Below are 22565 nucleotides of genomic sequence, written 5' to 3'. Positions count from 1 at the left end.
CACGATGCGGCTGACGCGTTACCGCGGCAGCGCGTAGGCAATGACATAGTCGCCGGGCTTCGTGCCGACCGAGCCGTGGCCACCGGCCACCATGACCACGAACTGGCGACCGTCCTCCACCGAATAGGTCATCGGGGTTGCCTGGCCGCCGGCCGGAAGACGCGCTTCCCACAGCTGTTCGCCGGTCGTCAGGTTGTAGGCCCGCAGATAGTCATCGACCGCCGCACCGAGGAAGACGACGCCGCCCTTGGTGATCATCGGCCCGCCGATGCCGGGGACGCCAAGCTTGAAGGGCAGCGGCAGCGGCGTCATGTCGTAGACCGTGCCGTTCTTCTGCTTGTAGGCAATCTCGCCCGTGCGCAGGTTGGCGCCTGCCACGTAACCCCATGGCGGAGCCTGGCAAGGGATCTGCAGCGGCCCGAGGAAGGGACCCATCTTTACAGCGTAAGGTGCACCCTCGTTCCGGTTCAACCCCTGTTCGGAGGCCTTCTCGTCGGCACCCTTCGGCGGAACTTCCGAACGCGGCACCAGCTGCGAGGTGAAGGCGAGATAGGTCGGCATGCCGAACATTACCATCCGTTCCGGATCAACTGCGACGGAACCCCAGTTGAAGGTGCCGAAATTGCCGGGATAGACGAGCGTTCCCTGCAGCGAGGGCGGTGTGTACTGGCCTTCGTATTTCAGCTGCTTCAGCCGGATGCGGCACACCATCTGGTCGAACATGCTGACACCCCACATGTCCCGGCCTTCCAGTGTCCGCGGACGGAAGGTGAGCGCCGTGATCGGCTGGGTCGGCGATGTCCTGTCTTCCGGAATGGCACCACCCGGGGCCGGGATCTCGCGGATCGGCCGCAGCGGCTCGCCGTTGCGGCGGTCCAGCACATAGATGTCGCCCTGCTTCGTCGGACCAACGAGCGCGGGAACCTGTGCGCCGTCCGGCAGGGTGAGGTCGATCAGAACCGGCTGGGCCGGCACGTCCATATCCCACAGATCGTGGTGAACCGTCTGGCGCACCCAGCGGTCGGCACCGGTATTGATGTCGAGCGCGACGATCGAGGAAGAGTATTTCTCGACGCTTTCCGAGCGGTTCATGCCGAGCTGGTCGGGCACCTGGTTGCCGAGCGGAATATAGACGAGACCCAGTTCTTCATCGACGCTGAAGACGGACCAACTGTTCGGCGAATTGGCCGTGTAGGTCTGGCCTTCCGGCAGCGGTTCCGTCTGCGTCGGATTGCCGGAATCCCAGTTCCAGATCAGCTGGCCGGAATTGACGTCGAAGGCGCGGATGACGCCGGATTGCGAGTGGATCGAATAGTTGTCGTTGACGGCACCGCCGATGATGATCTTGCCGGCGGCAATCACCGGGGGCGATGTGGAGTAGTAATAGCCTGCCGGATTGTAGGGCATGCCCTGTTCGAGGTGCAGCACGCCGTTATCGGCAAAATTGGTGCAGACTTCGCCATTGGTGGCATCGAGCGCAATCAGGCGGGCATCCGAGGTCGGCAGGTAGACGCGCTGCGCACAGGCCTGGCCTGGCTGGGCGGCCGGATCGGCGTAATAGGTCACGCCGCGGCAGGTCTGGTGCTGACGGTCGGGATTCAGTCCGACATTGGGATCATATTTCCACTGCTGCTTGCCAGTCGTCGCATCCACGGCGATCGCCCAGTTATGCGGCGTGCAGAGATAGAGCGAGTTGCCCACCTTGAGCGGCGTGACCTGATAGGTCGTCTCGCCGACATCCTGCGGAAGCTTCACGTCTCCCGTCTGATAGCGCCAGACCTCCTGTAGGTTGGACACGTTCTCCACGTTCACCTGATCCAGCGGCGAATAACGCTGGCCATAGGGAGTGCGTCCATACTGGTGCCATTCGCCGGGAGGTACGTCGCCGCCGAGGTTCGGCGCCGCGGCCACCTGCTCTTCCGGCAGACGGCCTTCCATGTCGGTGGTGTTGATGAACATGGATAGCAGGGCGACAGCGATGGAAATGACAACCGCCGCCGCCAACGGGACGGCACTCGCCGCATAGCGGAAACCGGTATTCGGGCTCTGAAACCCGAGCGGCCTGCGGATCCAGGGCATCAGCAGCCAGATGCCGAGCACGATGATGACGCCGCCCCGCGGCCCCAACTGCCACCAGTCCAGCCCGACTTCCCAGACCGCCCAAAGCAGCGAGCCGATGACGATGAGGGCATACAAAAGAAGCGCCATCGACCGGCGCATGTAGAGCAGGATGGCGGTAACGAGGAAGGCGAGGCCGGTGATGAGGTAATATACGCTGCCGCCGAGCATCAGCAGTTGCGCACCTCCGGCCGCCAAAGCAATCCCGATCAAAGCGAACAGGATGGCAGTGATGGTAACGGACATATTGGAATCCCTAAAACGGACGTTCAGGCAAAAGAAGCGAAGGGAACTGCCAAGGCCTGCGGCTGAACCCAGCGGGTTAACCGTGCAGGCCGGCTTTTGTTCCAGGCCGTTTCATCCGTAAATCGGGAACCTCCTGCCGAAGGGGCGGTTCGGAGCCCTGTGGGCGAGAACATTTTTGCGCTGGCCGGGACACGAACCGGCACAATCCGGTTACTCCTCGCCAAGCTCCTGAAGGATCTGGTGCCGGGCGCGGTTGAGCCGGCTCTTGACGGTGCCGACGGCACAATCACAGATTTCGGCGGCGGATTCGTAGCTTTCCCCGAGGATCGCCACGAGCGTGAGGACCTCGCGGTAATGGGGTGGCAGCCGCGTCAGTGCCTGCTGCACCTCCCGGGCCCGCGCCTGTACCTCCTGGGTTGCCTCCATCGGCGTGTCGCCCGACACGCATTCCTCCAGCCCCGGCGCCTCCCGCCCGAGAACCTTCGCGCGGGTATAGAAGGTGTTGCGCATGATGGTGAAGAGCCAAGACTTCAGCTTGGTTCCGGGCTCAAACTTGTCGAGATTGGCCAATGCCTTCATCAACGTCTCCTGCACGAGATCGTCCGCGTCGGACGAGTTTCGGCAAAAGGTTCGGGCGAAGGCGCGAAGGGCGGGGATGAGCTTGACGATATCTGCGCGTGCAGGGTCGACACTCAACTGTGTATCAGGCACCGTTGCAAACCTCTCCAAATTCCTTGGGTGGATGTCGGTGGCAAACGCAGCGTTTGTCCGTTTGGTTCCGCTTAAAAAGGACGATCGGGGGTTGTTCTTCAACCATTCCACGCCTCTGTCCGATAAGGAACAAAAACCCGGCATTCCGGTTGAATCGCCTCTGATGGAGGGAAGATCGGATGGCACCGCGCGCAAACTGGAGAGGGTTCCTGACACTTGGCGAACTGAGCTGCTCGGTCGGGCTGTTCACCGCCGCCTCGACATCCGATCGGATGAGTTTCCACATCATCAACCGCCGCACCGGCAACCGGGTGCATCGCCAGATGGTGGACAGCGACACCGACAAGGAGGTGGATCGCGACGATATCGTCAAAGGCTATGAGATCGCCGGCGGCGAATACGTGATCCTCACGCCGGATGAAATCAAGGCGGCGGTGCCGGACAGCGACAAGACACTGGAACTCGAAACCTTCATCACCTGCGGTGACGTCAACACGCTCTATCTCGACCGGCCTTACTACCTGGCGCCGACCGACGATGCCGCAGCCGACGTTTTCGACCTGATCCGCCAGGGGCTGAAAGCCCGCAATGTGGCAGCGCTCGCCCGCACCGTTCTCTTCCGCCGCCTGCGCACGCTACTCATCCGTCCGCACGACGACGGCCTGATCGCCAGCACGCTGAACTACGAATACGAGGTGCGCACGCCGGACGAGATCTTCGCGCCGATCCGCGACTTGAAGATCGAGGGCGAGATGCTCGACCTTGCGCAACATATCATCGATACCAAGCGCGGCCATTTCGACCCGACCAAATTCGATGACCGCTATGAAACGGCGCTGCAGGAGGTGGTGAAGGCAAAGATCGAAGGCCGCAAGCCGCCGAAGAGGCCGAAGCCCAAGGAAAGCAATGTCACCAGCCTGATGGACGCTCTGCGGCTGAGCGCCGGTGCAGGCAAGTCGAAAGCCAAGGCGAAGGCGACGCCAAAACCGAAGGCCAAGACAGAGAAGACAGCAAAGACAAGCAGTCGCAAGAGCGGCACCACCGAGCGCAAGGCGAGTTGATCCATGGGCCTGCAGAGCTACAACCAGAAACGCGATTTCAAGCTGTCTCCCGAGCCGAAGGGCCGCAAGGGCAAAAACGCCGGCAACAGCTTCGTCATCCAGAAGCATGCCGCGCGGCGCCTGCATTACGATTTCCGCCTGGAAATGGACGGCGTCTTGAAAAGCTGGGCCGTGACGCGCGGCCCAAGCCTCGTGCCTGGGGAAAAACGCCTCGCCGTGCATGTGGAGGACCATCCGCTCGATTACGGCGACTTCGAGGGCACGATCCCCGCCGGCAATTATGGTGCCGGCAGCGTCATCGTCTGGGATCGCGGCACGTGGACGCCGATCGGCGACCTGAAGAAAGCCTATCGCAAGGGTCATCTGGAATTCGAGCTGGACGGCGAAAAGCTGTCCGGCCGCTGGCATCTGGTGCGCATGGCGGGCAAGGAGGGCGAGGCCCGGGAGAACTGGCTGCTGATCAAGGCCGAAGATGAGTTTGCCCGCAGCGAAACCGATCCCGATATTCTCGAAGAACAACCGAATTCGGTCAAGACCGGTCGGCGGGTGGAGGACTTGGGCACCGGCAAGAAGGCCGCAGCGTCCAAATCCGCAAGCCCGCAGAAGACAGCAGCGCCAGCGAAAACCGCAGCAAAGCCGCCGAGGGCAAAAGCGACACCGGCCATCAAGGGCGCCAAGACGGCCGAGATACCGGATTTCGTCGAGCCGCAGCTGGCAACGCTCGTGAAGTCTGCCCCGACGGGCAAGCGCTGGCTGCACGAGGTGAAGCTCGACGGCTACCGCCTCCAGGCGCGGATCGACAAGGGGAGCGTACGGTTGCTGACCCGAACCGGTCTCGACTGGACGGACCGCTTCGGAACCCAGATCGTCGGGGCCCTGGCCGCCCTGCCGACCGAAAGCGCCATCATCGACGGCGAGGTGGCGGTGGAGGCGGGATCCGGTGCCACGGATTTTTCCCTGCTGCAGCAGGATCTCAGCGAAGGCCGCGCCGACCGCTTCACCTTCTACGCCTTCGATCTTCTCTACCGCGACGGCATGGACCTGACCGCCGCTCCGTTGACAGACCGCAAGGCGGCGCTGGAGGCCCTGCTGAAGGAGGCTGCCCTGCCGCTCCGCTACAGCGAGCATTTTTCGGACGAAGGTGGGATCGTGCTGAAGCACGCCTGCCGGCTGAGCCTCGAGGGCATCATTTCCAAGGTGGCGACCGCCCCTTATCGGTCCGGCCGCGGCAAGGACTGGGTGAAATCGAAATGTTCGGCAAGGCAGGAATTCGTCATCGCCGGCTATGTCCCCTCCTCCGTCTCGAAGACCGCCATCGGCTCGCTGGTCATGGGCTATTACGAGGACGGCGAGTTGACGCATGCCGGCCGCGTCGGCACCGGTTATTCCAACCGGACAGCACAGTCCCTGTTCAAGACGCTGCAGGGATTGAAGAGTGACAAGAGCCCGTTCGCCGAAAAGCTGACCGCTCTGGAACGCCGTGACGTGGTGTTCGTGGAGCCGAAGCTGGTGGCGGAGGTGGAATTTCGCGGCTGGACCGGCGACGCTCACCTCCGCCATGCCGCCTTCCGGGGCCTGCGCGAGGACAAGCCGGCGGAGACCATCGTCCGCGAGAGCGGCCCGCCTTCACCCGCCGCTGCAAAGGCTGCCCCGACCCCGAAACGCACGGTCACGCTGACCCACCCGGACCGCGTCTACTGGCCGGATGCCGGCGTGACCAAAGCCGGACTTGCCGATTATTACGCCGACGTCTGGCGACTGATGGCGCCCTTCATCGTCAACCGGCCGCTCGCCCTCCTGCGCGGACCGGACGGCATCGACAAGCCGCTGTTTTTCCAGAAACACGCCTGGCGCGGCATGACCAAGCACGCGCTTCTGGTGGAGGACCCGACCAAGCCGGGTGAGCAGAACATCGCCATTCGCGATTTCGACGGGCTGATCGGCCTGGTGCAGGGCGGCACGCTGGAGATCCACCCCTGGGGTTCGACGCTGAACGACTGGGAAAAACCGGATATGGTCAATATCGACCTCGATCCCGGCGATGGCGTCTCCTGGCAGGCGGTGATCGAGGCGGCACAGGAGGTGCGCGCGCGGATGCAGGAGATGGGCCTCACCGGTTTCGTCAAGACGTCGGGGGGCAAGGGTCTGCATGTGGTGGCGCCGGTCAAGCCGAAGGCCGAGTGGCCGGAGGTGAAGGCGGCGATGAAGGCACTTGCCGATGCGATGGCCAGCGACAGCCCCGACCTCTACGTCTCGACCATCACGAAATCGAAGCGCCGCGGCAAGATCCTGATCGACTACCTGCGCAACGGCCGCGGCGCGACCGCCGTTGCTCCCTACTCCACCCGCGCCCGGCCCGGTGCCCCCGTCTCCATGCCGCTCTCCTGGGACGAGCTTGGCGACGGCATCGGCCCCAACCACTTCACGGTCGAAAATGCACCTGCCCGGATTCACGCGCTGGAGGGAGATCCTTGGGCCGATTTCCGCCAGGCCGAGGCGCCTCTTCCGACCGCGGCGAAGGGGAAACGCGGGCGCCGCTAACGCCCCTTGCCCTTGCGCTCCCCTTCCAGGCTTTTCTTCAGCGCGCTCATGATGTCAATGACATTGTCGCGGCGCTCTGGTGGAGGCGTTGCCTTCTTCTGCGTCTTGCGCTTCTTCTTGCGGCTGTCGATGATGTCGAGCAGCCTCTCCTGCACCGGATCGTCCGCCATGTCGGGCGTCCAATCCTCGGTGCGCTCGGCAATCAGCTTCTTCATCAAGGTGAGATGCCTGGCATCGTGTTTGGCCGGATCGACCGTCTCGTAATACGGAGCCGGGTCGCGCACCTCATCGCCGTAACGCAGCGTCCAGACGACGATCCCCTTGTCATGCGGCACCAGCATCACCGCCCGCTCGCGGCGGTACATCACCAGCCGGGCAATGCCCGCCGTGCCGGTCACCCGCATCGCCTCGCGGATCACCGAAAAAGCCTCCTCGCCCACCTTGTCGTCGGGCGCCAGAAAATGCGGGCGATCGTACCAGATCCAGCCGATGTCCGAGGCCGGAACGAAGGTCTCGATATCAATGGTGCGTGTGCTTTCGAGCCCGACATCCTCCAATTCCTCGTCCTCGAACAGGACATAGTCATCCTCGCCGCGCTCGTAGCCCTTTACCTGATCCTCTTCCTCGACCGGCTTTCCCGTCACTGCATCGACGTAGCGGCTGAGAACGCGGTTCTTCGTCCGGCTGTTGAGGTTATGGAAGCGCACCTTGCCTCCCTCGGAGACCGCAGGCGTCATTGTCACCCGGCAGGTCACCAGCGAGAGCTTCAGATAACCTTTCCAGAACACGCGTGGCGCCATGTCACTTCCTCCGTTCCCGCAGGAAACCCGCCAGACTGCGACCGGTTCCGTAGCCTTCAGAGGCGGGAACAAAGAGACCATCCGTCTCGTTGTTGGGGCGACGAAGAACAAACCGGAAAGGCATCCATCATGAGCATTGTGGGCACGCAGGTGATTGCGGAAGGAAGCGGCAACGCCGGCTATACCGTCGAGTTCATCGAGGACAACGGCGACGTGATCTCCGTCAGCCTGCGCTCCAAGACCGAAGACATCAACCGGACCAACGCCGTGGCCAAGGCCAAGGATTTCCTGAGCCGCGTCGTGTCAGCGGGCGAACTGCCGGACGAGATGATCGACGGGGAGGCGCAGGACGGTCGCGGTGCAGCGACCGCGAGCAGCCGGGGAACGCCGGATACGCTGGAAGACCAGTTGCAGGAAGGCCTGGAAGACAGTTTTCCGGCAAGCGATCCGGTTTCGGCCACCATTACCTCCATTCCGGGGCGCAATGGACGCGGCTAAACCGCGCGCCGATACTGGCTGAGAAGACACAGCCCGGTTGCAGAACATGCGGCCGGGCTGTTTGCTGCCAGAGATCTGATTGACTTTCGGGACCGTTCTGCTTTTGCAGTAGTTTAGAAGGTACTGCAGCAATCGAAACGACATGCCGCGGTGCAAGCTTCAGGTTCCACGAGGTCGAAATGGCAGAAGAGACGAGTTTGAATGCGGACGTAAAAGGCGCCCTCGGCAACAAGGTCGGTGGCAAGGTTGCCCATCTCCTTGCGGCCATCGAAAAGGAGCCGGTGCCGGATCGGCTGATGGAGCTTGCCCTTGAATTGCAGAAGGCGCTGAACGAGAAGCTGGATCAGCCCTCGAAAGAGTGATCAGTCCACCTGCACCGGCAGGATGGTATCGATGCGCACCGTCCCATCCACCACCTGCCGCGGCCCCTCTCCGCTGAAACGACCGCTGACATCCTCGATGACGGTGTAGAGTTTTTCGCTGCGGAAGGCGCTGGCCATTTCCGTGGAATTGCCCTCCGCCGGCAGGGCATCGATTTCCGTGAAATCCAGTTCCGCTTCGCTTGCCACCACGCGCGCGTCACCGCTGGTGCGTGCCCGCACGACGATTTCGCCCTGCGGCGGCCGGTCCATCCACTGCGGATCATCCAGCGGTGCGCTCGGCACCAGACGATAGATCTTCAACTGTTCGTCCATGGGTCTTCTCCCGATGTGTCTCACGCCCGGCCCGCCCTGCGCGAAGAACGCGAGCCATCGTCACATCGTTCCGCATCGCTGAAACGATCGGCCTTCCGGGCCTTGAAGGCGGAACAAAGCCGCTCAACAGGGGGTTCGGTTCTTAGAGGCTCACACCGATAGGAGACAGCCATGACACACCAACCTCACGACCAGGGCAAGCCCGGCGAAACCTCGCAATGGCCACGCTGGGAAGGTCCAGCCGAAAATCGCCCGAGCGGCTACGTGCAGGGCGAAGCCGATATCTTTGCCGACGATCCGATCGGCGAGAAGAAGCGTCGCGCCAATGATTATCCCGCCGAAGATGCCGCCCGGCAGCGGGCGGAGGCGAAGGAGGGCGGGAATGATTGACAATCTTTGGTTCATCGCCGTGGCACTCGGCCCGGTGCTGCTCGGAGCAGCCTTTGTCTATTCCATGATGCGCCGCCGCCGGCTGACGCGGTCGGAAGAGGTCGGGCAGGATGCGGCGATCCAGGACCTTTACGAAAAGCCAAGCCGGCGCACCTGAAACCGCGGAACCTTGTGACACAGAGACGGTTATGGAGCGCGGATCAGCCGATCCGGGAAGAACATCAAGGAGAGAAACACCATGGCCGCCACGAAGACGCTGGACGACCTCTTCTACGAGACCCTGAAAGACATCTATTACGCCGAGCGCAAGATTTCCAAGGCGCTGCCGAAGATGGCACGTGCCGCGCAGAGCGACGAGCTGAAGCAGGCCTTCCAGATGCACAAGGACGAAACGGACGGTCAGATCGAACGTCTGCAGCAGATCTTTGAACTGATCGGCAAGCGGGCGCGTGGCAAGACCTGCGCCGCCATCGAAGGCATCATCGAGGAAGGTGAAGAGATCATAGACGAGTTCAAGGGCACGCCTGCTCTTGACGCCGGTCTGCTTGCCGCCGCACAGGCCGTCGAGCACTACGAAATCAGCCGCTACGGCACGCTGCGCGCCTGGGCCAAGCAGCTTGGCCTGAAGGATGCCGTGTCCCTGATCGAGGAAACGCTCGCCGAAGAAGAGCGCACCGACGAGAAGCTCACCGGTCTGGCAGAAGACACCGTGAACGCTGCAGCCAAGAAGGCTGCCTGATCCGCTTTGCCTGCGCCCCAACACGGTGCAGGCATGGCCGCCGATCACGACAGATGTCCGGTCGAAATCGGATCGAGACACGAAAAGGGCCCGCAGCGGTAATTCGCGCGGGCCCTTTGACATTCGTGGGTGTCGGATCACCAGGGATGGTGATGGGTGGGGCGCGTGACCGGGATCATTTCTCCACTGACTTCCAGGCGCCGGAAAATCGGCCGCCTCAGCGTCTCAAGTTCCCGATCGGCATGTGCGCTGGCTGCTTTCAGCGCCAGGTCATAACAAGGGAACGACGCCGAAGGCTGTCCGTCGATCACGTAGATCCAGCCGGTCTCATGCGGGATGATGTCGAAGCGCTTTTCCATGGAGTGGGCCCTCCTTGCCCGCCGCCCAAACGAACGGATCAAGAAGAAGTTCCAGCGCCCTTCCGAAATTCTGAAAAAATAAGGGATTGCGCCGAACCGCTGCAACGCACACAATCCGTGCATCCTGCGGGAACCTTCTCGGTAGATGTGCGTTTTGATGCTCGGGCGAATGGAGAGGAAGATGGCGGTCTCAGAAGAATGGATCAAAAACCGGGCCTATGCCCTGTGGGAAGAAGAAGGTCGTCCGCATGGCAAGGACGCCGAACATTGGGAGCGCGCAGCGCAGGAATACAAGACGGTGAACGGTGGGGCCAAAAAGGCGCCGGCGGCCCGCAAATCCAAGGCGGCTGACGCCAAGCCGGCGGATGCAAAACCTGCAGCCACCGCCGAGACCAAACCCGCGGCAAAACCTGCCGCACGCGCCAAGGCCGCGCCGAAAGCCAAGGAAGCACCCGCAAGCGAGGCTGCTCCGAAAAAGCGGGCCCGGAAAACGCCGGGCGCCTGACACCAGTTTCTCCTCAAAGAGTATCGATTTGACCGGCGCGGGCATGGCCCGCGTCGGCGCGTAATCCGTTTTTTCCGGATGTGGTATGTATATTAGATCTTCTGCTGATTCGATTTCCGAGTGCGACTGGAACGCTGACCCCGGCCTGGACGTTGGCCATCACGCGATGAGCGCGTGGAGGAGATCGCAATGATGAACGCGCCCTCTGTCTTCGACGATCGCCGGAGCCGCCCCAGCCGTGAGCGCTTCGGTGGTCCCAACCTTCGAAAGAGGGACATGCCGCGGATGAAAGTACTCTCAGTGACGTCGGAACTGTTTCCGCTGGTGAAGACGGGCGGCCTTGCCGACGTCACCGGTTCCCTGCCGAAGGCCCTGGCGCTGAGCGGTGTGGAAACCACGACCCTGCTGCCGGCCTATCCGTCTGTCTTGGAAAAGGTGGGGCAGACCTCGATCCTGATGAGCTTCGACGATATCCTCGGCGAACGCGCCTCGCTGATCCACGCAAAGGCGCATGGACTGGATCTTCTCCTCCTGGATTGCCCGAGCCTCTATCACCGCTCAGGCGGTCCCTATGTCGATGGCGAAGGCCGCGATCATGCCGACAACTGGAAGCGTTTTGCCGCGCTCTCGCGCGCCGCGGCGGAGATCGCCAACGGAGCGCTGCCCGGCTGGCAGCCGGATCTCGTCCACACCCATGACTGGCAGTCGGCCCTCACCTCCGTCTACATGCGCGAGATGGGATGCGACCTGCCCGTGGTGCTCACCATCCACAATCTTGCCTTCCAGGGCCAGTTCGAGCGCGACCGGCTGTCGGCCATCGGCCTGCCGGAGCACGTCTTCACCACCAACTGCCTCGAATATTTCGGTGACATCAGCTACCTGAAGGGTGGCCTGCAGACGGCGGATATCATCACCACGGTGAGCCCGACTTATGCGCGCGAGATCCTCACCAGCCGGTTCGGCATGGGGCTGGACGGCGTCTTGAACGAGCGGGTGATGGCGCTGCGTGGCATCGTCAACGGCATCGACCTCGACGTCTGGAACCCGCTGACGGACCCCTACCTGCCGCGCAACTACGATGCCACCAGCCTCAAACGCAAGCGGGAGAACCGCAGCGTGCTGCTCGACCGCTTCGGCCTGGAGCAGGACAATGGTCCCGTCTTTTCCGCCGTCACGCGCCTTACCTGGCAAAAGGGCATGGACATGTTCGCCGAGGCCGCCGACGAGGTGCTTTATAACGGCGGCAAGGTGATCGTGTTCGGCCAGGGCGATGGCGAAATCGAACGGGCTTTGAGAGCAACGGCAGCCCGTTATCCGGGCCGCATGGCGGTACATGTCGGCTATGACGAACCGACCGCGCATCTGATCCATGGCGGCTCGGATGCCATTGTCCAGCCGTCCCGCTTCGAGCCCTGCGGGCTGACCCAGCTCTACGCCCTGCGCTATGGCTGCGTGCCCGTCGTGTCCCGCACCGGCGGTCTCTCGGAGACCATCATCGACGCCAATGATGCCGCGATGTCGGCGCGCGTGGCGACCGGCTTCCAGTTCCATCCGGTCAACACCGAGGGCCTGCGCCTTGCCCTTCGCCGTGCGCTCGATACCTATGCCGATACGCGCAACTGGGCACGCCTGCAGAACCAGGGCATGAAGACACGTTTTTCCTGGGAACGGAGCGCGGAAAAATACGCCGCGATCTATTTCAGCCTGATCAAGCGCCGTACCGAAGACGGCCTTCGCCACTCGATCGGCGCCTGATCCCGGTCCCATCATCAAGCTCAGTGACGACCGCCCGGAGGAAAGGCTGCGGCGGTTTTTCCGTCTTGTCCCTACGGCGCAAGGCACAGAAGACCGGAACGACAATGGCCGGCGTTCGGAAACGCCGGCCATTGTTGGTGATGAAGGTCGAAGATCGAAGCTTCAGCCGCGCCGGAACACGGCGAGCGTTCTGCCTTCCAGATCGAAATCCTCGTCCTGGTCGATTTCCTGACCGCGGATGGAGGGGTCGGCGGTGGTCAGTTCGAGAATCCATTTGCCCTTGTTGAGCGGCGGGATCTTGAACGGGACCTGCCCCTCGAACGGGTTGAACAGCAGGAGGACATCGGACCAGACGCCCTTTTGTCCCTCGAGGTCCCGGCGGCCGAGATGCAGGCCGAGCGTCGTGCCTTCCAGCCACTGCTCCGGCTGCTGATAGCCGCCACCGGCATTGAACCAGTTCACCTCCATACCGTCGCGCCAGTTCTCGCGGTGGAAGATCGGCTGGGTCTGGCGCAGCTTGATGATATGCTTGGTAAAGCTGCGGAGAGCTTCGTTGGTCTCCGGCAGATCTTCCCACTGGATCCACGAGATCTCGCTGTCCTGGCAGTAGCCGTTGTTGTTGCCCATCTGGCTGCGACCGAATTCGTCGCCGGCCAGCAGCATCGGCGTGCCGTGCGACAGGAAGAGCGTAGCAAGGAAGTTGCGCTTTTGCCGCTCGCGCACCGCATTGATGCCCTCGTCCTCCGTCGGGCCTTCCGCGCCGTAGTTGTAGCTGCGGTTGTCATTGTGGCCGTCGTTATTGTCTTCGCCGTTCGCCTCGTTGTGCTTCTCGTTGTAGGAAACGAGATCGTTCAGCGTGAAGCCGTCATGCGCGGCGAGGAAGTTGACGCTGGCCCACGGGCGACGGCCGCGCAGGTCGTAGATGTCGCCGGAGCCTAGCAGGCGCGCCGCGAAATCCGGCGCCGTATTCTGGTCGCCCTTCCAGTATTCGCGCGTGGTATCACGATACTTGTCGTTCCATTCGGCCCAGCCGGGCGGAAAGCCGCCGACCTGATAACCGCCCGGACCGATATCCCACGGCTCGCCGATGAGTTTGACGCGGGACAGGATCGGGCACTGGGTGATGGCGTCGAAGAAGCCGCCACGCTCGTCGAACCCTTCCGGCTCGCGGCCTAGAATGGTGCCGAGATCGAAGCGGAAGCCATCGACATGCATGTGCTCCACCCAGTAACGCAGTGAATCCATCACCATCTGCAGCACGCGCGGATGCGAGGTATTCACGGTGTTCCCGGTTCCGGTATCGTTGATATAGTAACGATGATTGTCGGAGAGTGTGCGGTAATAGGAAAAGTTGTCGATGCCCTTGAAGGACAGCGTCGGCCCAAGCTCATTGCCTTCCGCCGTGTGGTTATAGACCACGTCGAGGATCACCTCGATATTGGCATCATGGAAGGCGCGCACCATGTCGCGGAAACCCTGGATGCCCTTGGGACCATAGTAACGCGATGCCGGCGCAAAGAAGCCGATCGTGTTGTAGCCCCAGAAGTTGTGCAGGCCCTTGTCCAGGAGGTGCTGGTCGTCCGGGAATTCGTGCACGGGCATCAGTTCGACGGAGGTGATGCCGAGGCTCTTGATGTAATCCACCGTCGCTTTGTGGCCCATGCCGTCGAATGTCCCGCGCATGTCCTGAGGAATGGCGGGGTTGAGCTTCGTGAAGCCTTTGACATGGGTCTCGTAGACGATCGTCTGCGGCCAGGACACATTGGGCCGCTTGTCCGAGCTCCAGTCGAAGGCGAAGGGGTCGATGACCCGGCATTTCGGCGTAAACGGTGCACTGTCCCGCTCGTCGAAGGTCAGGTCCTTGTCGTCGTGATAGATGTCGTAGGCGAAGTGGGCATCGTTCCAGTCGTACTGTCCCACCAGTTCGCGCGCGTAAGGATCGATGAGGAGCTTGTTCGGGTTGAACCGGTGCCCGTTCTCGGGATCGAAGGGTCCGTGCACCCGATAACCGTAAAGCTGGCCTGGCTTTATGCCCGGCAGATAGCAGTGCCAGATTTCGTTGGTATATTCTGGCATCTCGATCCGGGCGATTTCGGTCTTTCCGGTCGGATCGAAGAGGCAAAGCTCTATCCGGTCCGCATGGGCGGAGAAGATTGCGAAATTGGTGCCCTTGCCATCGAAATTGGCACCCAATTCGAGCCAGGAGCCAGGGCTCACCGTCAGTGTCTGAAGATTTCCGTCCATGCCGCACCTTGTTGCTGAATCTGCGCAGACAAAGCGCAGGCGCGGGATTCGTTCCCTCAGACGCCGCGGATGCAGCTCTTTCCGTTACTGCCGAACGGTACCGGACGGAGAATTGACGGGGCTCTGCCCACCGGTGCCGGTTTGCGGCGTGGGGTCCCTGGTGGTCGGCGCTGTATTGCCGTCCAGCTGGTTCTGCTCCTGAGTGTCGTCGATCGGATCGCTCTGGGTGTCCTGCCCGGAATCGCAGGACGAGAGGCCGATCAGCACACATGCTGCCAGAACAACCCGCTTCATGACGACGCCTCCTCGACCGACATCGCCGCGCGGCGGTCGCGTTTGCTCCTGTCGAAGGCCACCACGCGCTCCACGGCGGCGATATCGGCTTCCGCCGCAACAGGGACCGGGTCAGACGCGATCGCTTCCAGGACTTCCGGAGAAATCGCTCCGTTGCGAATCACATGTTCCAGTGCTTCGCGGGTGTCGCGTTCGGCCTTCAGCTGCGCATAGAGCGCGAGGATCAGGCGGTCACGGGCGTCGCGACCTGGCCCGTTCTGTCCTCCGGAGAATATCGGGTTCATCTCACATCTCCTTCCGATTTGCTGAAGACAACATTCTCGACACCACCATTGTTCCCCCGGCCCGATCGCGCCCTATCTGACGCCGCCATTGTCTGAATTGTTCGACTGGAGGATTGCCGATGACTGCTCTGAGCCCGGAACAGCTGGAAGGAAAGCTGAACGCACACCGCGAATTGATGATCGATTTCATCGCCGCCCTGCTGGGCGGGGAGGAAAGCGTGAAAGCCTTCACCAAACGGCTGGCGGATGATGCCAGCTACAAGGACCATGAAGAAGATCCGGGCGCCGTTCCGGGCGAAGGCATCGCAATCGAAACCGCCGCGGCCACGGAAGTCCGTGCGATTCTCGAGGCGGCACGGGCCCGCGCCAGAGCCACTGCCCGCAATTCTTAACGCTTCGTCATCTCTACGCCAGATTCGCGTCTCATTCTTCACATGTGTGGCGAGACTGTGGAACCGGGTGCAGGCTCATCCGTTTCTGCCGCAGACCACGGGAGAGAGAGACATGACCAGAGAATGGGTTGAAGCTGCCACCGTCGTTCTGACCATCGCAGCCTGCTACATGATGATCGTTCCCGTCTGAACGGGCACGATACGTAGACTGGCCCGGCGTCAGGTGTCGGGCATGCCGCCTGCAAAATAAGCGGCCAGATTTTCGATGTCGGCGTCCGTCAGATGATCGGCGGCCTGCGTCATCAGGTGATGCGCCCGGGTGCCGCCTCGTTCTCCGCTGCGGAAGAGATGCAACTGCCGCGATAGGTAGAGAACACTCTGGCCGGCGATGCTGGGATAGAGCGGATTGCCATCCGGTTTCTCATGGCAGGTCAGGCAGGCCGGAATACGGTCCTTCGGCCGCCCCTGCATCGCCAGTTGCCGGCCCGCGGCTATATCGGCGCCGCGCGGATTGACGGCATCCGCTGCGATTGGAAGGCGGTCCATCTCCGCATAATATTTGGCAAACTCCGCAACTTCATTGGCATCCAGCCCCTGGATGGCGGTCTGCATGATGCCGCTGTGGCGGTCCTGCTGGATATAGGCCATCAGGCTCGCCCTGAGATAGGCCTCGGACTGACCGGCAAGCGAGGGAATGAGGCTTCGTCCGTTCAGGCGCTGCTCGTCGTGGCAGGATTGGCAGGTGAGAAGCGTGTCATCCGCGCCGCCCTCATCCGCGTGAATGCCCGACAGTTCGCTGTAGCGTTCCGCCGACATGCCCGGCAATTGCCGCAGGAACGCGACCATGGCCCAAACCTCGTCCTTGCGCACCTGCGTTGGCCAGGCGGGCATGCCGGTAAACCGCACGCCGTGCTGGACGATCTGGAAGAGCTCGGCATCGGTCCAAAGCGGGATGCGCGGTTTGAGATCCGGCGGAACCGGCAGCATGCCGAACACGACGGCAGAGCGATCCATCGCCGGAGAGCCGTGACAGATCGAGCAACCCTGCTCGTAATGGCCGGCGGCCATTGGCAGCATTTCGGGATTGTCAAAGGGCGGCACGTCGATCCCCATCGCCGCGGTGCGGGTGGAACTGCGCATCGCCCAGTGCAGGAACCAGTCGGTGACCGCCCAGTGGCCGCTCGACGCGCCGATGCCGATGAGGCCCGACCAGGCCACCAGCAGCGCCAGAAGAGGCGCCGCCACGGCCGCCGCGATGATGTATTTCCAGCGGATGATCATCAGCCCTCCCTCGCCTTTGCCGCAAACGGCGCGTTGAGAGTGCGGGCGAGCAATGTCACGCCCCCCGCCAGATAAACGGCGGCACCCACCATCAGCATCACGACGCCGCCGATCTGCTGATCCTGTCCTGCCGAAAGCGGCACGCCGAAACAGGTCACGAACCCTTCGCCGTAGAGAGGCCGCGGCGACAGCGAGAGCAGCGCGCCGAGCAGCGTCATGTGCATGGAGGTGAACAGCAGCCCCAGCGTGCCGCCCAGGCGCCGCTGCTCCTGCCCCACGCCGGACCCGCCGAAACAGGAGAGCCATAGGATGAGGCCGGCAACAAGGAACGTGACCTGCTCCAGCACGCGAAAGAATGGTGCGCTTTCGGCCAGCGCCCGAAGGGCGGGCAGATGCCAACCCCAGACTGCCACGAGTTCGATCATCGATGCCACCAAAGGGGTCAGGATGGGGCTCTTCGATACGAGGTCATACCGCGTGCCGGAAATCCCCACCGCCAAGAGCGGTGCAACGCCGGTCACCACCGCCATGTGGACGATCATGTGGATGGAGAACGAGGCAGGATCCCCCAGGACCAGAATCGTCCAGGCCAGGTTCAACAGCAGGAAACCCAGGATCAGGCTGATGCGTCTCATGCCTGACACTCCGCAAGCAAGAGAAGGGGAATGGCGGTGAAGACGACCGCGACGAAACTGAGGCCGGAGAGCAGCAGCGTCGCAAAGCCCTGGAAGCGCCGGCGGTCCAGATCGGTCGCTTTCGCATGCGGTGGCTCTGCCGAGCCAAATCCCCACTGACGCCAGGCGAGATAGGCGGAGAAAACGATGAAGGCGAGGCAGGCAAGGGTGAACCCCGCCAGCGCCAGCCGGTACCCGTCGAAGCTGACACCCAGAAAACCCGGCTTCGCACAATAGACTGCCATGACCACGTAACAGACAAGGAAGTGGCCTGCCCACACCACCGGTGCGGTGAAGAGGGTCCAGAGCGTTTCGACCTCGCGCGGGATGACGCTTTTCATGGGCTTACCTCAAGCTCGGGAAGAGGCCGATGGTGACGAAGGTCACCACCGCCGTGAACAGCATGAAGTGCCAGTAGAGCACCACATTGTGCAGGTCCTGGTCGTATGCGGCGGTCAGCCGTCCGGCAAAACTGCGCGCCAGGCAGTAAAGCTGCATGATGAGCGCCACCAGCGCATGGACCGATGTCCAGATGACCAGGATCCAGACGACGGCAGGATAGACATGCGCGGTCGGCTCGAGGCCGAAACTGTAAGGTCCCATCAGTCCCGCCGCCGTGCCGCAAAGGGTCAGGACAAAGGAGAGCACCAGAAGCAGGCGCGTCAGGCCCTTCAGGTTCCGTTCGTTGATGGAACGGGCAACCACCATCGAGAGCCAGGCCAGAACGAACAGCCCGGCCGCCCACATCGGCCAGAACAGGCCTGGGCCGCCATGCCCGCCGGTAAAATCATCGTGGATCGTCCAATAGAAGAAGTAGCCGAAGGCGAGGCTCGCAAAGGCGGTCGCATCGCCGACCATGGTGATGAACATTGCCCACCAGCCAACCGAAGCAGGACCGGAGACATAGAGCGGGAATTTCTTCCCCAGGCCCGCGTCCCGATATTCCGTTTCCGGGATGGGTGCCGTTCCCGTCCAAAGCCAGTAGAGGATGGCAAACAACGTCCCGAAACCGCAGGCGATCGTGACCCACCACCACTCGAAGGTCAGCGCGATGAAGACGCCGCCGAGCAGAAGCGCCGCCAGCATGGTCACATGCGAGGTGCCGCCGACGCGCAGCACCTGCAGCGGTTCGCCATCCAGCACCGAGGTGACCAGCGTCTCGCGGTGTCCCGTCTCCGCATCGGGCAGATAGAAGCGGCCATCCTTGATGTGCTGTTTGAGATCAGGCTGATCCCACAGCGGATAACGGCTGCTGATGATCGGGATCGACCGCAGGCCCCAGTTTTCCTCCGGCTCGTTCAGCCATTCCAGCGTGCCGGCATTCCACGGGTTTTGCGGCGCATGCGGCTGGCTCTTCTTCGGCCGCACGACATCGATCACGACAAGCGCGAAGCCGGCGGCGAAGATGAAGGCGCCGATGGTGGAGATGAGGTTGAGCCAATCCCAGCCCATCTCGGCCGGATAGGTAAAGACACGGCGCGGCATGCCCCGCAGGCCGGTGAAATGCATCGGGAAGAAGCCGACGTTGAAGCCAATAAACATCAGCCAGAAGGCGATCTTGCCGATGCGGGCAGAAAGCATCTTGCCGGAAAAGAACGGGTAGAAATAGTAGATGCCCGCCGTCACCGGAAACAGCATGCCGCCGATCAACACGTAATGCAGATGCGCGACGATGAAATAGGTATCATGCGCCTGCCAGTCGAAGGGCACGAGCGCCACCATCACGCCGGTCAGGCCGCCGATGATGAAGATCGCAAGTCCGCCGGCGCCAAACAGCATTGGCACCGAAAAGACGACGCGGCCCGCCAGCATGGTGGCGATGAAGACGAAGATCTGCACCCCGGTCGGGATGACGACCGCCTCCGAGGCGGCAGAGAAAAAGGCGAGCGAGATCTGCGGCAGGCCCGTCGCGAACATGTGGTGCACCCAGAGCCCGAAGCTCAGGAAGCCGGTGCCCACCGCCGCCAGCACGATCCACGAATAACCGACGATCGGCCGCTGGGCGAAGGTCGGCACGATCATCGCCATCAGCGCGATCGCCGGCAGGAAGATGATGTAGACTTCCGGGTGGCCGAAGATCCAGAACAGATGCTGCCAAAGAAGCGGATCGCCGCCCCGATCCGCGTCGAAGAAGGGCCAGTCGAACATGCGCTGCATTTCGAACAGCAGGTCGCCGGCGATCAGCGGCGGGAAGGCAAACAGGATCATCCCGGCCACCACCAGCAGGTACCAGGCAAACAGCGGCATCATGTTGATGCGCATGCCGGGCGCACGGCACTTCATGATGCCGACGATCAGTTCCACGGCCGCCGCAATGGACGCGACCTCGATGAAGGACAGGCCAAGCAGCCAGATGTCCGCGCCGATGCCCGTCTGGTCCTTGTCGGTGGCGAGCGGCGGATACATGAACCAGCCGCTGTTGGGCGCCGCACCAAAGAAGATCGAGCCGCAGACGAAGACGCCGCCGATGGCAAAACTCCAGAAGCCGAAGGCCGAAAGCCGCGGAAACGGCAGCTCACGCGACCCCAGCATGGACGGCAGGACGAAGATCGCCACCGCCTCGAAGATCGGCACCGCAAACAGGAACATCATCACCGTGCCGTGCAGGGTGAAAGCCTGGTTGAAGAAATCGGCCGTCAGCAGATCGTTGTCCGGCACGGCCAGTTGCAGGCGCACCAGAAGTGCGAGCAGACCGGCAAACAGCATGAAGGAAAAGGCCGCGCAGCCGTACCACATGCCGATTTCGCTGTTGTTGACCGAGGTCCAGTAGCGCCACCCGGACGGCGTGCGCCAGACATCCCGCAGGCGTTTTTCCTGCGCGGCGCGCTCGTCTTCGGAAAGGAGCGGTCCGAGCTCAGTCATTCTAGTCCTTTCAGATAGTCGGCAATGGACGCAACCTCGTCACGGGGCAGCATGGAGAAGCCGGGCATGCGGACACCGGGCTTGATGGCATCCGGATACTGGATGAAGCGGATGAGATTGGCCGTGGTATTCGGCAGCGTCCCGGCGGCGATCGTGGGGCGGGTGCCAAAGGCGCTGAGGTTCGGCCCGATCTTGCCATCGGCAGGCGTGCCATTGATCGCGTGGCAGGCGGAACAGCCATTGCGCAGGAAGGCCGAAAGGCCCGGATCCCGATCTGTGGAGCCTGCATCGGAAGCCTGCGCCGTACCATCTGAGGCAAGCCAGTCCTCAAATTCCGCCGGCTCCATCGCCTGCACGGTGAATGCCATCAGCGCATGCGAGGTGCCGCAGAATTCGGCGCAGGCGCCCCGGTAGGAGCCGGGCTTCGTCGCTTCGAGTTGCAACTCGTTCGTGCGCCCGGGGATGGCGTCCATCTTGCCGCCGATCGAGGGGATCCAGAAGGAGTGGATGACATCCTTCGCCTTCAGCAGGAACAGCACCCGCTCGCCCACGGGCATGTGCACCTCATTGGCGCTCTCGCGCAGCACGGTACCGGACGAATCGAGGTAGCGGACGCGCCACCAGAACTGCTCGGCCGTGATCTCGATCCGGCGCAGGCCCTCGCCCTCACCGCCGAACCAGGGGCGCATCGCCGGCATCAGCCAGACGGCATAGGACAGAAGCGCCGTCAGAACCACGACGGGAAAGATACCGCCGCCGAACAGGATGACCTTGCCGGCCGTGCTTTCCGCCACCGGCGCCTTCTGCAACCGGCTGGCATAGATGACGAGGCCGACGACCAGGAGCCAGATGAGCCCGCCGCCCGCCACCATGACCCAGAACAGAGTCGCGACCGCATCGGCTTCGGCACCGGCGGGATCGAGCGCCGACTGGACACCGGCACAGGAAGACAGAAGACAGAGGGCGGACAGGAAGAGGAATGGCCGCGTGGCATACGGCAAAAACGGTGATCGATCTGGCCGGCTTTGGCCGGTCAAGCGGTCGTCCTGCATTCCGGCCCCTGCCCATGGCGTTGAGAGGGAACACGCGATCGTGATCCCGACGCAGCGTCAACTGCAGGCGCAGCCGTTTGTTCCCGCCTGATCAACTCTTTCTTGCATCGAGGAACGAAGGCCCCTTTCCGCTGGTTGGGATGGCAATCCTGGGCAAAAAGCCCAAGAGCCAAGGAACCGGAGGAAGACATGCGCCGTTTACTCACCGTGCTTGGAGGCTTGCTTAACGGCAAGAGAACATCGCCTCCCCTTCATTCGCCGCGCCCGCAAGACCTGCACGTGGTCGTTCCCGAAAGTGTGGGACTGCCGCTGCCGCGGGCGCCAAAAGAAGAGATCAGCGTTCCCGCCTCCATCAACGGGCGCGATCTCTCGACCGGCCGTCTCTGACGGCCCATCTGAAAGGACTATTCATGACTGACATCAATTCCGCACGCATCCTGATCATTGCAGCCGACGGCTACGAGCGTTCCGAACTGCGCGTGCCGCTCGAAGAACTGCGCAAGCAGGGCGCCGAGGTAAAGATCGCCTCTCTGAAGCCCGGCGAGATCAAGAGCTGGGACGAGAAGGACTGGGGCGATAGCGTTCCTGTCGATCTCACCCTCTCGGACGTGAAGCTCGACGACTACCACGCGCTGGTCATCCCCGGCGGCCAGATCAACCCGGATATTCTGCGCACCAGCGAGGATGCGGTTCGGGTGGTGCGCGAGTTCGTGAAAAGTGGCAAGCCGGTCGCAGCGATCTGCCACGGCCCGTGGCTTCTGGTCGAGGCAGATGCGCTTCGTGGTCGCAAGGCGACGTCCTACCATTCCATCCGCACCGACGTGAAGAATGCCGGCGCGAACTGGGAAGACAAGGAAGTCGTGGTCGATCAGGGCATCATCACCTCGCGTTCGCCGAAGGACCTGCAAGCCTTCGTCGCAAAGATCGTCGAGGAGGTCCGCGAAGGCCGCCACGAGCGCCGCGCCGCCTGATACACCTTTCCTGCCCAGACCGATGGCCGCTCCGCAAGGGGCGGCCATTGTCGTATCTGGCGGGCAGGATTTGAGACCAATCCGGATTAGGCG

Annotated in this window: 25 protein-coding genes; 12 read left to right on the top strand and 13 right to left on the bottom strand. The window is 62.5% G+C overall.

Going from position 1 to position 22565, the window contains the following annotated elements; genetic code table 11:
• Positions 1 to 18: 18 nt before the first annotated feature.
• On the bottom strand, positions 19 to 2364 hold the full coding sequence (locus tag G6N78_RS08800) for a glucose/quinate/shikimate family membrane-bound PQQ-dependent dehydrogenase (RefSeq protein ID WP_165217518.1): 2346 nt from the start codon (positions 2362 to 2364) through the stop codon (positions 19 to 21).
• A gap of 210 nt (positions 2365 to 2574) precedes the next feature.
• Positions 2575 to 3075: a sigma-70 family RNA polymerase sigma factor gene (locus G6N78_RS08795; RefSeq protein ID WP_234905919.1), complete on the bottom strand. Its 501-nt coding sequence runs from the start codon at positions 3073 to 3075 to the stop codon at positions 2575 to 2577.
• A gap of 179 nt (positions 3076 to 3254) precedes the next feature.
• On the opposite strand from G6N78_RS08795, the gene ku (G6N78_RS08790) reads away from it, so the two are divergent.
• Together ku (G6N78_RS08790) and ligD are read left to right on the top strand one after the other, a co-directional pair.
• Positions 3255 to 4136, top strand: a complete 882-nt coding sequence (gene ku, locus G6N78_RS08790) for a non-homologous end joining protein Ku (RefSeq protein ID WP_165217514.1) — start codon at positions 3255 to 3257, stop codon at positions 4134 to 4136.
• A gap of 3 nt (positions 4137 to 4139) precedes the next feature.
• A complete protein-coding gene (gene ligD / locus G6N78_RS08785; RefSeq protein ID WP_165217513.1) occupies positions 4140 to 6677 on the top strand; it encodes a DNA ligase D in 2538 nt (845 codons plus the stop codon).
• Here the strand turns inward: ligD and ku (G6N78_RS08780) are convergent.
• Complete coding sequence (gene ku, locus G6N78_RS08780; RefSeq protein WP_165217511.1) at positions 6674 to 7477, bottom strand: non-homologous end joining protein Ku; 804 nt, start codon at positions 7475 to 7477, stop codon at positions 6674 to 6676. The two genes, ligD and ku (G6N78_RS08780), sit on opposite strands and share 4 nt — an antisense overlap.
• Positions 7478 to 7606: 129 nt before the next feature.
• On the opposite strand from ku (G6N78_RS08780), the gene G6N78_RS08775 reads away from it, so the two are divergent.
• Both G6N78_RS08775 and G6N78_RS08770 read left to right on the top strand, forming a co-directional pair.
• A complete protein-coding gene (locus G6N78_RS08775; RefSeq protein WP_165217509.1) occupies positions 7607 to 7975 on the top strand; it encodes a hypothetical protein in 369 nt (122 codons plus the stop codon).
• A gap of 179 nt (positions 7976 to 8154) precedes the next feature.
• Positions 8155 to 8337: a hypothetical protein gene (locus tag G6N78_RS08770; protein WP_165214238.1), complete on the top strand. Its 183-nt coding sequence runs from the start codon at positions 8155 to 8157 to the stop codon at positions 8335 to 8337.
• On the opposite strand, the gene G6N78_RS08765 is transcribed toward G6N78_RS08770, so the two are convergent.
• The gene (locus G6N78_RS08765; RefSeq protein WP_165217507.1) at positions 8338 to 8670 is read right to left on the bottom strand and encodes a hypothetical protein; all 333 of its coding nucleotides are present in this window, start codon (positions 8668 to 8670) and stop codon (positions 8338 to 8340) included. It abuts the gene before it with no gap.
• A 171-nt stretch (positions 8671 to 8841) separates the two neighbouring features.
• Between G6N78_RS08765 and G6N78_RS08760 the strand changes: the two genes are divergently transcribed.
• From G6N78_RS08760 to G6N78_RS08750, 3 genes are all read left to right on the top strand, one after another.
• The gene (locus G6N78_RS08760) at positions 8842 to 9060 is read left to right on the top strand and encodes a hypothetical protein (protein ID WP_165217506.1); all 219 of its coding nucleotides are present in this window, start codon (positions 8842 to 8844) and stop codon (positions 9058 to 9060) included.
• A complete protein-coding gene (locus G6N78_RS08755) occupies positions 9053 to 9217 on the top strand; it encodes a hypothetical protein (RefSeq protein WP_165217504.1) in 165 nt (54 codons plus the stop codon). Before G6N78_RS08760 ends, G6N78_RS08755 begins: the two co-directional genes overlap by 8 nt.
• A gap of 81 nt (positions 9218 to 9298) precedes the next feature.
• Positions 9299 to 9799 carry a YciE/YciF ferroxidase family protein gene (locus tag G6N78_RS08750; RefSeq protein ID WP_165217502.1) on the top strand — a complete coding sequence of 167 codons (501 nt, stop codon included), beginning with the start codon at positions 9299 to 9301 and terminating at the stop codon, positions 9797 to 9799.
• 137 nt (positions 9800 to 9936) lie between these two features.
• Here the strand turns inward: G6N78_RS08750 and G6N78_RS08745 are convergent, their stop codons facing one another.
• Complete coding sequence (locus G6N78_RS08745; protein ID WP_165217500.1) at positions 9937 to 10158, bottom strand: hypothetical protein; 222 nt, start codon at positions 10156 to 10158, stop codon at positions 9937 to 9939.
• 181 nt (positions 10159 to 10339) lie between these two features.
• On the opposite strand from G6N78_RS08745, the gene G6N78_RS08740 reads away from it, so the two are divergent.
• Both G6N78_RS08740 and glgA read left to right on the top strand, forming a co-directional pair.
• On the top strand, positions 10340 to 10663 hold the full coding sequence (locus tag G6N78_RS08740; RefSeq protein ID WP_165217498.1) for a DUF2934 domain-containing protein: 324 nt from the start codon (positions 10340 to 10342) through the stop codon (positions 10661 to 10663).
• A 285-nt stretch (positions 10664 to 10948) separates the two neighbouring features.
• Positions 10949 to 12418 carry a glycogen synthase GlgA gene (glgA, locus tag G6N78_RS08735; protein ID WP_165217497.1) on the top strand — a complete coding sequence of 490 codons (1470 nt, stop codon included), beginning with the start codon at positions 10949 to 10951 and terminating at the stop codon, positions 12416 to 12418.
• A gap of 162 nt (positions 12419 to 12580) precedes the next feature.
• On the opposite strand, the gene glgX is transcribed toward glgA, so the two are convergent.
• From glgX to G6N78_RS08720, 3 genes are all read right to left on the bottom strand, one after another.
• On the bottom strand, positions 12581 to 14662 hold the full coding sequence (gene glgX, locus G6N78_RS08730) for a glycogen debranching protein GlgX (RefSeq protein WP_165217495.1): 2082 nt from the start codon (positions 14660 to 14662) through the stop codon (positions 12581 to 12583).
• A gap of 84 nt (positions 14663 to 14746) precedes the next feature.
• On the bottom strand, positions 14747 to 14956 hold the full coding sequence (locus tag G6N78_RS08725) for a hypothetical protein (RefSeq protein WP_165217493.1): 210 nt from the start codon (positions 14954 to 14956) through the stop codon (positions 14747 to 14749).
• A complete protein-coding gene (locus G6N78_RS08720; protein WP_165217492.1) occupies positions 14953 to 15240 on the bottom strand; it encodes a hypothetical protein in 288 nt (95 codons plus the stop codon). Before G6N78_RS08720 ends, G6N78_RS08725 begins: the two co-directional genes overlap by 4 nt.
• A 119-nt stretch (positions 15241 to 15359) precedes the next feature.
• Here G6N78_RS08720 and G6N78_RS08715 point away from each other — a divergent pair, with 119 nt between their 5' ends.
• Positions 15360 to 15632, top strand: coding sequence for a hypothetical protein (locus tag G6N78_RS08715; RefSeq protein ID WP_165217490.1), 273 nt, complete (start codon positions 15360 to 15362; stop codon positions 15630 to 15632).
• Between the two features lie 219 nt (positions 15633 to 15851).
• Here G6N78_RS08715 and G6N78_RS08710 read toward each other — a convergent pair whose 3' ends face one another.
• The 5 genes from G6N78_RS08710 to coxB are packed head-to-tail and all read right to left on the bottom strand — an operon-like array spanning position 15852 to position 21486.
• Complete coding sequence (locus G6N78_RS08710; RefSeq protein ID WP_165217488.1) at positions 15852 to 16913, bottom strand: c-type cytochrome; 1062 nt, start codon at positions 16911 to 16913, stop codon at positions 15852 to 15854.
• Positions 16913 to 17548, bottom strand: a complete 636-nt coding sequence (locus G6N78_RS08705; RefSeq protein ID WP_165217487.1) for a cytochrome c oxidase assembly protein — start codon at positions 17546 to 17548, stop codon at positions 16913 to 16915. The genes G6N78_RS08710 and G6N78_RS08705 overlap by 1 nt, the downstream gene beginning before the upstream one ends.
• Positions 17545 to 17928 (bottom strand): hypothetical protein, encoded by a 384-nt coding sequence (locus tag G6N78_RS08700; protein ID WP_165217485.1) that lies wholly within the window; start codon positions 17926 to 17928, stop codon positions 17545 to 17547. Before G6N78_RS08700 ends, G6N78_RS08705 begins: the two co-directional genes overlap by 4 nt.
• Before the next feature lie 4 nt (positions 17929 to 17932).
• Positions 17933 to 20449 (bottom strand): cytochrome c oxidase subunit I, encoded by a 2517-nt coding sequence (gene ctaD, locus G6N78_RS08695; protein WP_165217483.1) that lies wholly within the window; start codon positions 20447 to 20449, stop codon positions 17933 to 17935.
• Positions 20446 to 21486 (bottom strand): cytochrome c oxidase subunit II, encoded by a 1041-nt coding sequence (gene coxB, locus G6N78_RS08690; protein ID WP_234905918.1) that lies wholly within the window; start codon positions 21484 to 21486, stop codon positions 20446 to 20448. The genes ctaD and coxB overlap by 4 nt, the downstream gene beginning before the upstream one ends.
• A 204-nt stretch (positions 21487 to 21690) precedes the next feature.
• On the opposite strand from coxB, the gene G6N78_RS08685 reads away from it, so the two are divergent.
• A complete protein-coding gene (locus G6N78_RS08685) occupies positions 21691 to 21888 on the top strand; it encodes a hypothetical protein (protein ID WP_165217479.1) in 198 nt (65 codons plus the stop codon).
• A gap of 23 nt (positions 21889 to 21911) precedes the next feature.
• Positions 21912 to 22472: a type 1 glutamine amidotransferase domain-containing protein gene (locus G6N78_RS08680; protein ID WP_165217477.1), complete on the top strand. Its 561-nt coding sequence runs from the start codon at positions 21912 to 21914 to the stop codon at positions 22470 to 22472.
• Positions 22473 to 22565 lie beyond the last annotated feature (93 nt).

This window comes from Allorhizobium pseudoryzae (assembly GCF_011046245.1).
GTDB classification, from domain to species: domain Bacteria; phylum Pseudomonadota; class Alphaproteobacteria; order Rhizobiales; family Rhizobiaceae; genus Neorhizobium; species Neorhizobium pseudoryzae.
This window is presented reverse-complemented; position numbering and strand designations above follow the sequence as displayed.

Excerpts from the sequence above, each read along its gene's own strand:
- G6N78_RS08800 (WP_165217518.1), bottom strand. The coding sequence starts at position 2,364 with ATGTCCGTTACCATCACTGCCATCCTGTTCGCTTTGATCGGGATTGCT.
- ku (WP_165217514.1), top strand. The coding sequence starts at position 3,255 with ATGGCACCGCGCGCAAACTGGAGAGGGTTCCTGACACTTGGCGAACTG.
- ligD (WP_165217513.1), top strand. The coding sequence starts at position 4,140 with ATGGGCCTGCAGAGCTACAACCAGAAACGCGATTTCAAGCTGTCTCCC.
- ku (WP_165217511.1), bottom strand. The coding sequence starts at position 7,477 with ATGGCGCCACGCGTGTTCTGGAAAGGTTATCTGAAGCTCTCGCTGGTG.
- G6N78_RS08775 (WP_165217509.1), top strand. The coding sequence starts at position 7,607 with ATGAGCATTGTGGGCACGCAGGTGATTGCGGAAGGAAGCGGCAACGCC.
- G6N78_RS08770 (WP_165214238.1), top strand. The coding sequence starts at position 8,155 with ATGGCAGAAGAGACGAGTTTGAATGCGGACGTAAAAGGCGCCCTCGGC.
- G6N78_RS08765 (WP_165217507.1), bottom strand. The coding sequence starts at position 8,670 with ATGGACGAACAGTTGAAGATCTATCGTCTGGTGCCGAGCGCACCGCTG.
- G6N78_RS08760 (WP_165217506.1), top strand. The coding sequence starts at position 8,842 with ATGACACACCAACCTCACGACCAGGGCAAGCCCGGCGAAACCTCGCAA.
- G6N78_RS08755 (WP_165217504.1), top strand. The coding sequence starts at position 9,053 with ATGATTGACAATCTTTGGTTCATCGCCGTGGCACTCGGCCCGGTGCTG.
- G6N78_RS08750 (WP_165217502.1), top strand. The coding sequence starts at position 9,299 with ATGGCCGCCACGAAGACGCTGGACGACCTCTTCTACGAGACCCTGAAA.
- G6N78_RS08745 (WP_165217500.1), bottom strand. The coding sequence starts at position 10,158 with ATGGAAAAGCGCTTCGACATCATCCCGCATGAGACCGGCTGGATCTAC.
- G6N78_RS08740 (WP_165217498.1), top strand. The coding sequence starts at position 10,340 with ATGGCGGTCTCAGAAGAATGGATCAAAAACCGGGCCTATGCCCTGTGG.
- glgA (WP_165217497.1), top strand. The coding sequence starts at position 10,949 with ATGAAAGTACTCTCAGTGACGTCGGAACTGTTTCCGCTGGTGAAGACG.
- glgX (WP_165217495.1), bottom strand. The coding sequence starts at position 14,662 with ATGGACGGAAATCTTCAGACACTGACGGTGAGCCCTGGCTCCTGGCTC.
- G6N78_RS08725 (WP_165217493.1), bottom strand. The coding sequence starts at position 14,956 with ATGAAGCGGGTTGTTCTGGCAGCATGTGTGCTGATCGGCCTCTCGTCC.
- G6N78_RS08720 (WP_165217492.1), bottom strand. The coding sequence starts at position 15,240 with ATGAACCCGATATTCTCCGGAGGACAGAACGGGCCAGGTCGCGACGCC.
- G6N78_RS08715 (WP_165217490.1), top strand. The coding sequence starts at position 15,360 with ATGACTGCTCTGAGCCCGGAACAGCTGGAAGGAAAGCTGAACGCACAC.
- G6N78_RS08710 (WP_165217488.1), bottom strand. The coding sequence starts at position 16,913 with ATGATCATCCGCTGGAAATACATCATCGCGGCGGCCGTGGCGGCGCCT.
- G6N78_RS08705 (WP_165217487.1), bottom strand. The coding sequence starts at position 17,548 with ATGAGACGCATCAGCCTGATCCTGGGTTTCCTGCTGTTGAACCTGGCC.
- G6N78_RS08700 (WP_165217485.1), bottom strand. The coding sequence starts at position 17,928 with ATGAAAAGCGTCATCCCGCGCGAGGTCGAAACGCTCTGGACCCTCTTC.
- ctaD (WP_165217483.1), bottom strand. The coding sequence starts at position 20,449 with ATGACTGAGCTCGGACCGCTCCTTTCCGAAGACGAGCGCGCCGCGCAG.
- G6N78_RS08685 (WP_165217479.1), top strand. The coding sequence starts at position 21,691 with ATGCGCCGTTTACTCACCGTGCTTGGAGGCTTGCTTAACGGCAAGAGA.
- G6N78_RS08680 (WP_165217477.1), top strand. The coding sequence starts at position 21,912 with ATGACTGACATCAATTCCGCACGCATCCTGATCATTGCAGCCGACGGC.